Raw genomic sequence first — 13,322 nt, forward strand, 5'->3', positions numbered from 1 at the left:
CGGTCCGACTTGTCCCGCGATTAAGGGCGAAGCCCTTGCCAGGCGACGGTGATATCCGGCCCGGCCCAATCGCGGGACAAGCCCGCTCCCACAAGGCCCGCAAACTCAAATAGTTATGCGTTGTTCTATGAGAGCGGGGTTCTCCGCATCCGTGAGGAAATGACCTACGTACTTGCAGGAGCGCTTCTTATTCAGGGGGATGACGCAAGACAGATAGTCTCTCCTCTCCATTCCTGTAGCGCTGACATGCCAGGCACTACGCCAATGACGTATGCCATGCTATGCTTTTCATCGAAACGCCAGTGTTCACCAAACGCGTAAAAAGCCTGCTCGATGACGAGGCCTACCGTGCGTTGCAATTGAAATTAATGGGCACGCCCGAAGCAGGTGACCTCATCGAGGGTACAGGCGGATTACGCAAGATTCGTGTCGCAGCAAAAGGCCATGGAACACGTGGCGGAGCCAGGGTTATCTATTACCACTTCGGATCCACCTCGCAACTGGCCATGCTCTACATCTACCCCAAGAACGAAGAGCAGGAGTTATCCAGCGCCAAACGCAGCGCATTGAGAACAATCATCGAAAACTGGAAGCGGTCATGAGCAGATTCTTCGACGAGCTGATGGAAAGCGTCCAACAAATGGACGAAATTGTACAAGGCACCCGCAAACCTTCTCGCATCTTCGAAATCGATGCCGTGCAAGTCAGAAACATACGCAAGGCCACTGGCCTTTCACAGGCACGTTTCGCAGAGATGATCGACGTTCAGGTTGCGACATTGCGTAACTGGGAGCAAGGACGCCGGGAGCCTACCGGCGCGGCCAAGGCGCTACTGCGGGCGATACACAACGATCCCGAACATGTGCTCAAAGCCTTGTCCCATTGAGCTACCGGGCAGGACGGTTGCACGGAGGCTGTCCCGCACAACGTGCCCGGCATGCTAAAGTCCCCGCGTTTCTCGCCCAGCCCAATGGACTCATCATGCCCGCTCTCGATGCCCACTTGCCCGCCTGGCAGGTGCTCAACGACCGCCACCCCTGTTCTGCCCTGCTGCTGGGCAACGGCGCCAGCCGCGCCTTGTGGAAACCGTTCGGTTACTTCTCGTTGTTCGAGGAGGCCCAGCGGGTCCGTCACAAGGCACTGGGCGTAAGCGACCAGGCGCTGTTCAAGGCCCTGGGTACCGAGCTGTTCGAGCCGGTCTTGAGTACCCTCAACACCACCGTGCGTGCCAATGCCGCGCTGGCGATCAACTCCACCGCACCGCTGAACCGCTACTACTCGATCAAGGAAGCCCTGATCCACGCCATACGCGCCGTGCACCTGCCCTGGGCGCGGGTGCCAGGTAATACGCTGGCGACGATCAACCAGGCGCTACGCGACTATCGCAACGTCTACACCAGCAACTATGACCTGGTGCTGCCCTGGGCCATGCAGCAAGCGCCCGAAGGCTTCGCCGCACTGTTCGACGAACAGGGTTTCTTCGACGTGCGTCGTACTGCAGGCGAAGGGACACGGGTCGTCCACCTGCACGGTGGCCTGCACTTGCTCAAGCTGCCCGACGGCACCACGCGCCTGCGCAGCGCCGAGTGCAGCGAACTGCTCGATGGGTTTGCCGTGAACATCCCCGGCGAGGTGCCGCTGTTCGTCAATGAAAGCCGCAGCGAAGAAAAGCTGCGCGCCATTCGCGCGTCGGATTACCTGTCGTGGGGGTTGGGGAAACTTGCCGAGGAACGCGAAGGCTTGTGCCTGTTCGGCCAGCATCTGGACGCCAGCGACCAGCACCTGCTCGATGCCATCCGTCAGGCTCGGCCAAGGCATCTGTCGATTGCCATCCGGCCATTGAGCGAAGCATCGGTCATCAACCAAAAGCAACATTTCGTTCAGCGGTTTGCCGACATGCCGGAAACGGAACTGCATTTCTTCGATGCCAGCAGCCATCCGCTGGGTAGCCCGGAATTGGCGATCGAGGTACCCGCGGATTACATGCAGCGGCGGTAAGCCACCCTGATTCTATCTACCGACATTCCCACTGCATTGATAATGTCTCATGAGCAACTGTTTTAACAGCCTGTGGCACACTGCCCTGAATATCCATCAAGGTGCATGCAGCGATGGTCGTTTCAGGCACCAAGCCATCACTAAGTAGCATGTGAGCCGCCATCAATCGCGGCATTATCACCGTAAAATCCTAGTCGTTTATCAAGCTGATCTGGTCAGACCCAGTGCCTATGCATTCGTTTTGGGCTCTACGTATTTTCTTGCCTCGACTCATCCTGCAGGACATGTGCTTGATCGCATCCACAAACACTGAACATTTAAAATCGCCCCCACCCGCCATAAACAAGAAACTCCCTACAAAATTTTAGGCCCCATCTGTAGTCCCGCGCTGAAATTACAATAGCCCTCTCGAAAAGCGTTGACCCATTTTACCTCCTATTGTTTTATCTGGCTCACACATTGCCTGAGCAGTCTCACAAGCAATGCACCATAGAGTTCGAACCGGTCACACGCATTCACGACTAAAACCAAACAGAGCCAGCAGATGAAGATAATAATTATTGGTTACGGGGCGGTATCCGCTGCTTTCTTACCCATTCTCGTCAGCGAACTGGGTCAGACAATCACATCACTGAAAATCATTGCGCCTTGCATTGAAGACAGACAAACGCGTACACATGGGCTCACTATAACCTGGCACAACCAAGCGCTGACAAAAGAAAACTATACGAACATCCTCAAAGATTTAGATGAGGAAACCTGCCTCATCAATCTTTCCGTCGATGTCGCAACTCTCCCACTCGTATTATTTTGCCAAGAGAAAGGAGCTCTATACTTAGACACCTGCATTGAACCATGGGCCGGGCACTATACAAACAGCAACATAGATCTCCAAAAAAGAACGAACCACTCTTTGCGAGCGCACCTTCTCGCGGAGAAACGGCTGTTTCGCAATGGACCAACGGCTGTCATCGCTCATGGAGCAAACCCCGGCTTGGTATCGCACTTCGTCAAACAAGCCTTGCTCAACCTTCGACATGATTTGATGGGAGCGAGCGATCACATCCCTGCTACGCGCCAAGAGTGGGCGTAACTGGCCTGGAAACTAAACATTAAAACAATACACATCGCTGAGCATGACACTCAAGCAGCCAAGATCGCAAAGCATCCGGATGAGTTTGTAAACACATGGTCTGTGGATGGATTTATTGGAGAAGGATGCCAACCCTCAGAGCTCGGGTGGGGGACACATGAACAGACACTACCTGACGGTGCTAAATTTCATACACCCACGTGTAAAAAATCAATTTACCTGAACCGTCCAGGCACTTCCGTCCGGATAAAGACCTGGACACCGGCATGCGGCCCGTGTTTAGGATTTCTTATCACCCACAATGAATCCCTCTCGTTATCTGACTATCTGACATACAGGCCCAACGACCAAGAAATTTATAGACCGACCGTAACCTATGCCTATCATCCATGCAACGATGCGATCCTATCCGTGCATGAACTCAACGGCAACTCATTGAAGCCGCAGCGGCACAGACGCGTGTTAAAAGGTGAAGAAATAATTAGTGGTGCCGACTATCTCGGCGTACTTCTCATGGGGCATGAAAAAAATGCGCATTGGTACGGCTCCGTGCTGAAGAACACTACCGCTCAGACTTTGAACCCTGCAAGCTCAGCCACCACACTACAAGTAGCAGCTGGCGTTCTTGCTGGCATAAAGTGGGCGCTTAAACACCCCAAGCAAGGCATCGTGGAGGCGGAAGAAATGGACTTCGCGTTTGCGCTTGATATTTCTCGACGCTACCTAGGCGACATGGTCGGCGTCTACACGGAATGGATACCCACTTGTAACAAAGAAGTTCTGTTTCCGAGCGAATCCAACTCCGATGATGCTTGGCAATTCGAAAACTTCTTAGAGTAAGCACAAGGAGTACACCCATGAACCATACAAAAACAGCCATCAACCTGAAGTACTACGACTGGTCCTCTGTAGAGCTGCTGAAAGATTTAACGCCAGATACAATTACCGGCTGCAGAAAAAGAATCAACATACGCCAACGAAATTTCTGGCACGACATGAGCTCAGAGTTCGACTCAAGACACTTTCTGACTTACCTTCTTAGGCGAGAAGACTTGTTCCTTAGCGATGAATTCCTCGAATTTGTCTGCTTATGGTATCTTGACGAGCAAAATCACTACCGGGGACTTCGCAAAATAAACAGCGTCCTTTATGCCCAAAGCGAAGAACACATTGACCAGAAAATCAAATCCAGGAAACCTGACTTCGAATTAATCTCCCCGTTCCTACGCGACGAATTTACTATATTGCTATCCATTGCTTTTGACGAAATCACCAGCACAAGAGCCTACAAACAAGACTTTGAGCTCTATGACAGCCTGGGCCCGCACTGCTTATCAACCTGGATAAGACATGCCGCAAGAGATGAAGCGGCTCATTATGGAAACGCCATTAAACTTTTAAAACTCCACCACACATCAAGGTTCGAAGAGGCGTCAGATTTCTTGAGCGACATCATCGACTTCGAGAGCAGCCATGCGTTCACTTACCAAAACACCTTTATATTCGACCATGACACAGACGACTTCTCGAACGTGCTTTTTCATCAAAGCCGAACAACGATACTTGACACCCTAGGAAAAGCGTCATGAGCTGGCTATTTCTTTCACTCATGGCTCCACTGCTGTGGAGCCTGTCCAACATGATCGATAAATTTGCAATCAACAACCTAACATCCAATTACATCTCTTTTATCTTCCTATTGAGCATTGGAAATATTTTTTTCGCCGCCATTATTTATGCTTTCCTAAGGCCCAAAGACCTAGACATAGCCATCGCCTGTATAAACTTAATTTCAGGCATTGCTATATTTTTGCAATACTTCGCCTACAGCTACTCTCTAGAAGACATGGATGTGTCGATTGTAATACCGATTCACCAATCCGAACCTCTATTCGTACTGATCGCTTCAGCACTGCTATTCAATAGCATCCCCACATACGGGCAAATGGGAGGTTTCTTATTGATAACGAGTGGTATCCTCTTGCTATGCGCATCTGGTAAGACCCTTGACGGTCTAGGTCAGAAAAAGCACATCATGATGATCTTGGTTTCCGCTTTTTTTGGCGCAACATCAACAGTAATTTCAGATGAGATACTTAAAGTAACAAGTTTAGCGCCCGTACTGCTCTTTAACTTTCTAGGTTACGCGCTCGGTGGTTTACTGCTGCTTTTGATTCCTCATTGCCGAAGGTTGATCACGCATGACTTGAAGCAATTTAACCTCAAGCAGTTTGGGGTCTTCGGCCTCACCAACATTTTCGATGTCGGCGGCTATATATTCTTTATGGCGGCTCTGTCTGCGGGCGGTGGTGCTGCGTTGGTATCCGTCGTCGTCAGCATCCACCCCTTATTTGTCCTACTGTTTGGGTTCCTTGCCACCCGCTATTTTCCAACTCTTCTAACCGAGGACATCGCACCGACCAGCCTATTACGCAAAACCACATCCATTCTGGTAATCGTAGCTGGCGTTGCCGTCATATCATTACACGATGGCTGATATCGAAGGGCGCTGGACTATCAAATCAACCCATCCTGACGCAACAACGTCTCCAGGCAATGCTCCTGCACCCCGTAGAACGCCTTGAGCTGCCCGATCTTTTCCAGCAGCGCGCGGTTATCCACCGGCTGCCGGCGCTTGACCGCCAGGATCATCTTGTTCTTGTTGGTGTGCTCCAACGAAATGAACTCGAACACCTTGGTCTCGTACCCGCAGGCCTCCAGGTACAACGCGCGCAGGCTGTCGGTGAGCATCTCGGCTTGCTGGCCGAGGTGCAGGCCGTATTGCAGCATCGGCTGCAGCAGCCCTGGACTGTGCAGCTGCGGGCGGATCTGTTTGTGGCAGCACGGCGAGCACATGATGATCGCGGCGTTGCAGCGGATGCCGGTGTGGATGGCGTAGTCGGTGGCGATGTCGCAGGCGTGCAGGGCGATCATCACTTCGATGGCCTCCGGCACCACGCTGCGCACGTCGCCGCACTGAAACTCAAGGCCCGGGTGATCCAGGCGCGCGGCGGCGGCATTGCACAAATCGACCATGTCCTGGCGCAGTTCGACGCCGGTCACCTGCGCCTCACGGGCCAGGGTATTGCGCAGGTAGTCATGCATGGCGAAGGTCAGGTAGCCCTTACCCGAACCGAAGTCCGCCACCCGCAGTGGCTGATTCGCAGCGAGCGGCGCGCTGGCCAGGGCATGGTCGAACACTTCGATGAATTTGTTGATCTGCTTCCACTTTCGCGACATCGACGGAATCAACGCGCCCTGGGCGTCGGTCACGCCGAGGTCGCGCAGGAACGGCCGCGACAGCTCCAGGTAGCGCTTCTTCTCCCGGTCGTGGGCAGCGCCCGCCTGCTCACGGGCCGGCTGGGCGACATGGCGCTGGAGCATCGGCTTGCCCTTCTTGCTGAAGCCCAGTTGCACTTCACCTTCTGCGGTGAACAGGTGGGCATTGCGAAAGCTTTCTGGCAGCAGGTCGGCGACCAGTGCCTGGGCCTCCTTCAGCGGCAGGTTGCGGGTGATGTCGCGGGTCTGGTGACGGTAGACCAGCGACAGGCACGGCTGGCCTTTGACCACCACGGGCTTGGCGATGATCCGCTGCAGGGTCTGGTCGGCGCCGACCGGGCGCGCCAGCACCAGCTTGGCCAGGCTGCCCCCGTGCAGGGCATCGGCCAGCAGGCCAAGGAACTGGGCACGCGCATCCGGCGCGGTGGTGGCGGAAGGTGTGGCGGACATGGGAAGTGGGTGCCTCGAAATGCGGGGAGCGCAACGCGCAATGGCGGGCATTCTACGTCGATGCCCGCCCAGCGCGAAGGCTTTCTCGATGGACGCGGCTAGTCGAGGATCACCAGGCGGTTGGGCAGTTCGTTGCGCGCGCAGGTCGGCGGCACATGCTCGCTGAACAATTCGCCACACGCTTCGATGCACTCGACGAAGCCTTGCAGGGTCTGACCTTGGCGCACCTGCTCGGTGAAGCGCGCGACGAGCGCCTCGCGGGCCTGGTCCGGCAGATGACGGGCAATGCCTTCGTCCACCAGGATCTCCACATGGCGCTCGGCTTCGCTGACGAAGATCAGCACCCCCGTCGCGCCGGCGGTGCGTTGCAGGTTCAGCTCCAGGAACTGCTGCCGGGCCAGGCCCGACGCACGACGCTGGCGCAACAGACGCGGTACCAGGTGGCTGGCCAGGCGCGGATTGCGCAGTAACAGGCAGAGGATGACGAACGTGATCATCTGGGCCACCAGCAAGGTGCGAATATCGGGCCAACCCAAGGCCAGGCGTGCGAAGCCCGGTATCGCCAGGGCCAGCAGTGCAGCCCACAACAGTGGCAGGTAGGCGTAGTCGTCGGCGCGCCGCGCCAGCACGGTCACCAGCTCCGCATCGGTGCGCTGCTCGGCGCGGGCGATGGCCTCGGCGATCTGGCGCTGTTCGTATTCGTTGAAAACAGTCATGCCCTGGGTCTCTCGGTCGTTCTTATAGTTGTTGTCCCGGCAGCCGGTCGGCGGGAGTGTATCTCATGACACGCCCCAGATGAGGCATAATCCGCCGCTGCATTGGACCCTGCAGGGCGGATCGGCCAAGAAACGCCCGGCGAACCGTACAAGAACAGCCGCCAAGAAAACTCAGGCCGGGCGCGTATCTTCGTGGATACGGCATTGGCCACGACAACGGAATTCATGATGAAACTGTCTTTGCTGGGCCTGGCCATGGGCCTTGCCAGTCAGGTGGCCCTGGCCGCCCCCTCCGCACCGCCCCTGCAGGACAAGCAGGCGTTCATCGAACACCTGATCGGCCAGATGACCGAAGCCGAAAAGATCGGCCAGCTTCGCCTGATCAGCATCGGCCCGGAAATGCCCCGGGAGAAGATCCGCGAGGAGATCGCCGCCGGGCGCATCGGCGGCACCTTCAACTCGCGCACGGCGCCGGAGAACCGGCCGATGCAGGACGCTGCCATGCGCAGCCGCCTGAAGATCCCGATGTTCTTCGCCTACGACACCATCCACGGCGAACGCACCATCTTCCCGATCGGCCTGGGCTTGGCCGCGACTTGGGACATGGACGCCATTGCCAAGGTCGGCCGCACCTCGGCCATCGAGGCGGCGGCCGACTCCCTGGACATGACCTTCGGGCCGATGGTCGACATCGCCCGCGACCCGCGCTGGGGTCGCACCAGCGAAGGCTTCGGCGAGGACACCTACCTCACCTCGAAGATCGGCCAGGTGATGGTCAAGGCGTTCCAGGGCTCGAGCCCGGCCAACCCCGACAGCATCATGGCCATCGTCAAGCACTTCGCCCTGTACGGCGCGGTGGAGGGCGGGCGCGACTACAACACCGTCGATATGAGCCTGCCGAAGATGTACAACGACTACCTGCCGCCCTACCGCGCCAGCCTCGATGCTGGCGCTGGCGGGGTGATGGTGGCACTGAACTCCATCAATGGCGTGCCAGCCACCTCCAACACCTGGCTGATGAACGACCTGCTGCGCAAGGAATGGGGCTTCAAGGGCGTGACCATCAGCGACCACGGCGCCATCCAGGAACTGATCCGCCATGGCGTGGCCCAGGATGGCCGCGAGGCTGCCAAGCTTGCGATCAAGGCTGGCATCGACATGAGCATGAACGACACTCTCTACGGCGAGGAGCTGCCGGGCCTGCTGAAGTCCGGCGAAGTGACCCAGGCCGAGCTGAACCAGGCGGTGCGCGAAGTGCTAGGCGCCAAGTACGACATGGGCCTGTTCAAGGACCCGTACGTACGTATCGGCAAGCCTGAGCACGACGTTGCCGACTACTACGCCGAAAACCGCCTGCATCGTGAGGCGGCCCGGGACGTGGCGCGCCGCAGCCTGGTGCTGCTGGAAAACCGCAACCAGACCCTGCCCTTGAAGAAAGCCGGCACCATCGCCCTGGTCGGCCCGCTGGCCGACGCACCGATCGACATGATGGGCAGCTGGGCCGCCGACGGTAAACCGGAACACTCGGTGACCGTGCGCGAAGGCCTGGGCCGCGCGCTGGCGGGCAAAGCCAAGCTGGTGTATGCCAAGGGGTCGAACGTGACCGGCGACAAGGCCATGTTCGACTATCTGAACTTCCTCAACTTCGCAGCGCCCGAGATCGTCGACGACCCTCGCCCCGCGGCTGTGTTGATCGATGAAGCGGTGAAGGCTGCCAAGCAGTCCGACGTGGTGGTGGCCGTGGTCGGGGAATCGCGCGGCATGTCCCACGAGTCCTCCAGCCGCACCACGCTGGAAATTCCCAAGGTGCAGCGAGACCTGATCAAGGCGCTGAAAGCCACCGGCAAGCCGTTGGTACTGGTGCTAATGAACGGCCGCCCGCTGTCTCTGGCGTGGGAGCGCGAACAGGCGGACGCCATGCTCGAGACCTGGTTCAGCGGCACCGAAGGCGGCAACGCCATCGCCGATGTGCTGTTCGGCGACTACAACCCGTCCGGCAAGCTGGCCATCACCTTCCCGCGCTCGGTCGGGCAGATTCCGATGTACTACAACCACCTGCGCATCGGCCGGCCCTATACGCCGGGCAAACCCGGCAACTACACCTCGCAGTACTTCGAGGAGCCCAATGGCCCGCTCTACCCGTTCGGCTATGGCCTGAGCTACAGCAGCTTCGAGCTCTCCGGCCTGACCCTGGGCAGCCAGCAGCTCAAGCGTGGCGGTACGCTCGAGGCCAAGGTAACGGTAAAGAACACCGGTAAGCGCGACGGCGAGACGGTCGTGCAGCTGTACCTGCAGGACGTCAGTGCGTCCATGAGCCGCCCGGTCAAGGAGTTGAGGAACTTCCAGAAGCTGATGCTCAAGGCCGGCGAATCGCGGACCTTGACCTTCCGCATCAGCGAGGACGACCTCAAGTTCTACAATGGCCAGTTGCAACGGGTCGCAGAGCCTGGGCAATTCAACGTCCAGGTCGGCCTGGACTCCGAGGCGGTGCAGCAGCAGAGCTTCGAATTGATGTAAGCCTGCGGTGCCGGTGCGGGCCCCATCGCGGGGCAAGCCCGCGCCCACAGGGATGACGCTGTTCCTGTAGGCGCGGGCCTGCCCCGCGATGAAGCCCGCCATGTCACCGTCAAACAGCCGCACAGGCCAAGGACCTGCCTCATGCTTTTTTCCTTCCGTACCCTGCGCCTGGCCATGATCCTAATGGTGATCCTCGTCGGCACCGCGCTCAGCGCCGGTTGGGCGATGCACCAGGCCAAGCGCCAGGCCATGGAGACCGACGCCCGCCGGGCCAGCCAGCAGCTGACCCTGTACGCCAATGCCCTGCACACACTGATCGAACGCTACCGCGCCTTGCCGGCCGTGCTGGCCCTGGACCCGGAGCTGATCGCCGCCCTGCGCGGCCCGGTCAACGAGCATGTGCAGGATGCCCTCAACCACAAGCTCGAACGGATCAATGGCGCGGCCAATTCCTCGACCCTCGAGCTGCTCGATCGTACCGGCCTTGCCATCGCCGCCAGCAACTGGCGCCTGCCGACCACCTACGTCGGCTCCAACTACGGCTTTCGCCCCTACTTCAAGCAGACCCGCACCCACGGCAGCGGCCGCTTCTATGCGGTTGGCGTCACCAGCGGCGTGCCGGGGTACTTCCTGGCCAGCGCGGTCAACGACGAGCAGGGGCGATTCCTTGGGGCGATGGTGGTCAAGCTGGAGTTCCCCGAGCTTGAGCGCGAATGGCGCCAGGGCAGTGACATCCTGCTGGTCAGCGATGCCCGTGGCATCACCTTCATCGCCAACCAGGACGGCTGGCGCTACCGCGAACTGCAACCGCTCTCCAGCGCCGACCGCGCCGAGCTGGCCGAAACCCGGCAGTACGACAAGCAACCCCTGGTGCCCTTGCAGCATCAGGTGCTGACCGATTTCGGCGACAACAGCCGCCTGAGTCGGGTGCAAGGCCCGGAGGGTAGTGCCGAATACCTGTGGGAAAGCCTGCCGCTGGAGGCCGAAGGCTGGACCCTGCACCTGCTGCGCAAGCCCCAGGTCAGCGCCGATGGCCGCAACGCCGCCCTGGCCGCCGCGGCCATCTGGCTGACCCTGGTGTTCGCCGCGCTGTTCGTCAGCCAACGCCTGCGCCTGGCCCGCTTGCGCAAGCGCAGCCGCGACGAGCTCAAGCGCTTGGTGGAAGAACGCACCCGTGAGCTGCGTACCGCCCAGGAAGGCCTGGTGCAATCGACCAAGCTGGCCGCGCTGGGGCAGATGTCTGCGGCCCTGGCCCATGAGATCAACCAACCCCTGACCACCCAGCGCATGCAACTGGAAACCCTGCGCCTGCTGCTCGACCATGGCCGCATCGACGAAGCCCGCCGCGCCCTGGAGCCCCTGGAACAGATGCTCAAGCGCATGGCAGCACTGACCGGGCACCTGAAGACCTTCGCCCGCAATAGCCCAGGTGGCCTGCGCGAGCGCCTGGACTTGGCGACCGTGGTCGACCAGGCCCTGCATCTGCTCGAGGCGCGCATCCGCGACGAAGGTGTCGAGGTCGCACAGTACCTGGCGCGCCCGGCCTGGGTCCGTGGCGACGCGATCCGCCTCGAGCAGGTGCTGATCAACCTGCTGCGCAACGCCCTCGACGCCATGGCCGATAAACGCTACAAACGCCTGGAGATTCGCATCGAAGCCGACAACGGCCAGTGGCGGCTGAGCGTGCTCGACTCCGGCGGCGGCATCCCCAAGGCGGACCTGAGCAAGGTCTTCGACCCCTTCTTCACCACCAAGCCGGTGGGCGAAGGGCTTGGCCTGGGCCTGGCGATCTCCTACGGTATCGTTCAGGAGGCCGGCGGCCAGTTGCAGGCCGAGAACCTGCCGGGCGGTGCACGTCTGAGCTTCACCCTGCCCCGTGACCAGGAGCCCGTATGTTGAATTCGGTGATCGTCGTCGATGACGAAGCCAGTATCCGCACCGCGGTGGAACAGTGGCTGAGCCTCAGCGGCTTCAGCGTCCAGTTGTTCGCCCGTGCCGAGGAATGCCTGGCGCACTTGCCGGCGCATTTCCCGGGGGTAATCGTCAGCGATGTGCGCATGCCGGGCATCGATGGCCTGCAGTTGCTCGAGCGACTGCAGGCACAGGACCCGGACCTGCCGGTGATCCTGCTCACCGGCCACGGCGACGTGCCCATGGCGGTCGAGGCCATGCGCAGCGGCGCCTACGACTTCCTGGAAAAGCCCTTCACGCCACAGACCCTGTTGGGCAGCCTGCGCCGTGCGCTGGAGAAACGCCAGCTGGTGCTGGAGAACCGGCGCCTGCATCAACAGGCCGACCTCAAGTCGCGGCTGGAGGGCACGCTGCTGGGTATGTCCCAAGGCCTGCAGAACCTGCGCCGGCAGGTCCTGGACCTGGCCAGCCTGCCGGTGAATGTGCTGGTGCGCGGTGAAACCGGCAGCGGCAAGGAGCGCGTCGCCCGCTGCCTGCACGACTTCGGCCCGCGTGCCGACAAGCCGTTCGTGGCCCTCAATTGCGCAGCGATCCCCGAGTCACTGTTCGAGGCCGAGCTGTTCGGTCACGAAAGCGGCGCCTTCACCGGCGCCCAGGGCAAGCGTATCGGCAAGCTGGAATACGCCAATGGTGGCACGGTGTTCCTGGACGAAATCGAGAGCATGCCCCTGGCCCAGCAGGCCAAGCTGCTTCGCGTGATCCAGGAGCAGAAGCTGGAACGGCTGGGCGCCAACCAGAGCATCAGCGTCGATCTGCGGATCATCGCTGCGACCAAGCCGGATCTCCTGGAAGAGGCCCGGGCCGGACGGTTCCGCGAAGACCTGGCCTACCGGCTGAACGTCGCCGAGCTGCGCCTGGCCCCCTTGCGCGAGCGGCGCGAAGACATCCCCTTGCTGTTCGAGCACTTTGCCCGGGCCGCGGCCGAACGCCTGGGCCGCACCGCGCCGCCCCTTTCGGGCGTGCAACTGGCGCGGCTGCTGGCCCATGACTGGCCGGGCAATGTACGCGAGCTGGCCAATGCCGCCGAGCGCCATGCCCTGGGGCTGGACGCGCCCAACGTCGAAGCGGCGCCGGACGGGCAATCCCTGGCTGGGCAGATGGAAGCATTCGAAGCCCAGTGCCTGCGGGCAGCCCTGCGTCAGCACAAGGGCGAAATCAAGGCGGTAATGGAAACCTTGCAGCTGCCGCGGCGTACGCTGAACGAAAAAATGCAGCGCCATGGGTTGGTGCGGGAGGATTTTATCGAGCGGGAATAGGCGGATTCTTGCCTATCGTTTGGCCTGAGTGAGCAAGATATT

At 59.7% G+C, this 13,322-nt stretch carries 12 protein-coding genes; 10 read left to right on the forward strand and 2 right to left on the reverse strand.

Going from position 1 to position 13,322, the window contains the following annotated elements; translation table 11 throughout:
* The first annotated feature begins 281 nt into the window (after positions 1 to 281).
* The 7 genes from ACNFG0_RS08255 (at position 282) to ACNFG0_RS08285 (ending at position 5,588) form a co-directional block, all read left to right on the forward strand.
* Entirely contained in the window at positions 282 to 602 is a 321-nt protein-coding gene (locus ACNFG0_RS08255; RefSeq protein WP_416764436.1) for a type II toxin-antitoxin system RelE/ParE family toxin, read from the forward strand.
* Positions 599 to 886 (forward strand): NadS family protein, encoded by a 288-nt coding sequence (gene nadS / locus ACNFG0_RS08260; protein ID WP_196156544.1) that lies wholly within the window; start codon positions 599 to 601, stop codon positions 884 to 886. Before ACNFG0_RS08255 ends, nadS begins: the two co-directional genes overlap by 4 nt.
* 95 nt (positions 887 to 981) lie before the next feature.
* Positions 982 to 1,998, forward strand: a complete 1,017-nt coding sequence (locus tag ACNFG0_RS08265; RefSeq protein ID WP_416764437.1) for a DUF4917 family protein — start codon at positions 982 to 984, stop codon at positions 1,996 to 1,998.
* A 544-nt stretch (positions 1,999 to 2,542) separates the two neighbouring features.
* Positions 2,543 to 3,091, forward strand: a complete 549-nt coding sequence (locus tag ACNFG0_RS08270; protein WP_416764438.1) for a saccharopine dehydrogenase NADP-binding domain-containing protein — start codon at positions 2,543 to 2,545, stop codon at positions 3,089 to 3,091.
* 27 nt (positions 3,092 to 3,118) lie between these two features.
* Positions 3,119 to 3,931: a saccharopine dehydrogenase C-terminal domain-containing protein gene (locus ACNFG0_RS08275; protein WP_416764455.1), complete on the forward strand. Its 813-nt coding sequence runs from the start codon at positions 3,119 to 3,121 to the stop codon at positions 3,929 to 3,931.
* 17 nt (positions 3,932 to 3,948) lie between these two features.
* Positions 3,949 to 4,680, forward strand: a complete 732-nt coding sequence (locus ACNFG0_RS08280) for a hypothetical protein (protein WP_416764439.1) — start codon at positions 3,949 to 3,951, stop codon at positions 4,678 to 4,680.
* Positions 4,677 to 5,588 carry an EamA family transporter gene (locus ACNFG0_RS08285; RefSeq protein WP_416764440.1) on the forward strand — a complete coding sequence of 304 codons (912 nt, stop codon included), beginning with the start codon at positions 4,677 to 4,679 and terminating at the stop codon, positions 5,586 to 5,588. Before ACNFG0_RS08280 ends, ACNFG0_RS08285 begins: the two co-directional genes overlap by 4 nt.
* Positions 5,589 to 5,608: 20 nt before the next feature.
* Here ACNFG0_RS08285 and ACNFG0_RS08290 read toward each other — a convergent pair whose 3' ends face one another.
* Both ACNFG0_RS08290 and ACNFG0_RS08295 read right to left on the reverse strand, forming a co-directional pair.
* On the reverse strand, positions 5,609 to 6,820 hold the full coding sequence (locus tag ACNFG0_RS08290) for a class I SAM-dependent methyltransferase (protein ID WP_416764441.1): 1,212 nt from the start codon (positions 6,818 to 6,820) through the stop codon (positions 5,609 to 5,611).
* Between the two features lie 98 nt (positions 6,821 to 6,918).
* Complete coding sequence (locus ACNFG0_RS08295; RefSeq protein ID WP_196144308.1) at positions 6,919 to 7,536, reverse strand: TPM domain-containing protein; 618 nt, start codon at positions 7,534 to 7,536, stop codon at positions 6,919 to 6,921.
* Between the two features lie 225 nt (positions 7,537 to 7,761).
* Between ACNFG0_RS08295 and bglX the strand changes: the two genes are divergently transcribed.
* The 3 genes from bglX to ACNFG0_RS08310 all read left to right on the forward strand — a co-directional run bounded on the left by bglX (position 7,762) and on the right by ACNFG0_RS08310 (position 13,280).
* On the forward strand, positions 7,762 to 10,053 hold the full coding sequence (gene bglX / locus ACNFG0_RS08300) for a beta-glucosidase BglX (RefSeq protein ID WP_196144309.1): 2,292 nt from the start codon (positions 7,762 to 7,764) through the stop codon (positions 10,051 to 10,053).
* 141 nt (positions 10,054 to 10,194) lie between these two features.
* Complete coding sequence (locus ACNFG0_RS08305) at positions 10,195 to 11,952, forward strand: ATP-binding protein (RefSeq protein ID WP_416764442.1); 1,758 nt, start codon at positions 10,195 to 10,197, stop codon at positions 11,950 to 11,952.
* Positions 11,946 to 13,280 (forward strand): sigma-54-dependent transcriptional regulator, encoded by a 1,335-nt coding sequence (locus tag ACNFG0_RS08310; RefSeq protein WP_196166174.1) that lies wholly within the window; start codon positions 11,946 to 11,948, stop codon positions 13,278 to 13,280. Before ACNFG0_RS08305 ends, ACNFG0_RS08310 begins: the two co-directional genes overlap by 7 nt.
* The last annotated feature ends 42 nt before the right edge of the window (positions 13,281 to 13,322 follow it).

The organism is Pseudomonas sp. NY15372 (genome assembly GCF_048068215.1).
Classification (GTDB): Bacteria; Pseudomonadota; Gammaproteobacteria; order Pseudomonadales; family Pseudomonadaceae; genus Aquipseudomonas; species Aquipseudomonas guariconensis_A.

What these genes read in the sequence shown, in the direction of transcription:
- ACNFG0_RS08280 (WP_416764439.1), top strand. Translation starts at nt 3,949, where the DNA reads ATGAACCATACAAAAACAGCCATCAACCTGAAGTACTACGACTGGTCC.
- ACNFG0_RS08310 (WP_196166174.1), top strand. Translation starts at nt 11,946, where the DNA reads ATGTTGAATTCGGTGATCGTCGTCGATGACGAAGCCAGTATCCGCACC.
- ACNFG0_RS08290 (WP_416764441.1), bottom strand. Translation starts at nt 6,820, where the DNA reads ATGTCCGCCACACCTTCCGCCACCACCGCGCCGGATGCGCGTGCCCAG.
- ACNFG0_RS08295 (WP_196144308.1), bottom strand. Translation starts at nt 7,536, where the DNA reads ATGACTGTTTTCAACGAATACGAACAGCGCCAGATCGCCGAGGCCATC.
- nadS (WP_196156544.1), top strand. Translation starts at nt 599, where the DNA reads ATGAGCAGATTCTTCGACGAGCTGATGGAAAGCGTCCAACAAATGGAC.
- ACNFG0_RS08285 (WP_416764440.1), top strand. Translation starts at nt 4,677, where the DNA reads ATGAGCTGGCTATTTCTTTCACTCATGGCTCCACTGCTGTGGAGCCTG.
- ACNFG0_RS08265 (WP_416764437.1), top strand. Translation starts at nt 982, where the DNA reads ATGCCCGCTCTCGATGCCCACTTGCCCGCCTGGCAGGTGCTCAACGAC.
- ACNFG0_RS08255 (WP_416764436.1), top strand. Translation starts at nt 282, where the DNA reads ATGCTTTTCATCGAAACGCCAGTGTTCACCAAACGCGTAAAAAGCCTG.
- ACNFG0_RS08305 (WP_416764442.1), top strand. Translation starts at nt 10,195, where the DNA reads ATGCTTTTTTCCTTCCGTACCCTGCGCCTGGCCATGATCCTAATGGTG.
- bglX (WP_196144309.1), top strand. Translation starts at nt 7,762, where the DNA reads ATGATGAAACTGTCTTTGCTGGGCCTGGCCATGGGCCTTGCCAGTCAG.
- ACNFG0_RS08270 (WP_416764438.1), top strand. Translation starts at nt 2,543, where the DNA reads ATGAAGATAATAATTATTGGTTACGGGGCGGTATCCGCTGCTTTCTTA.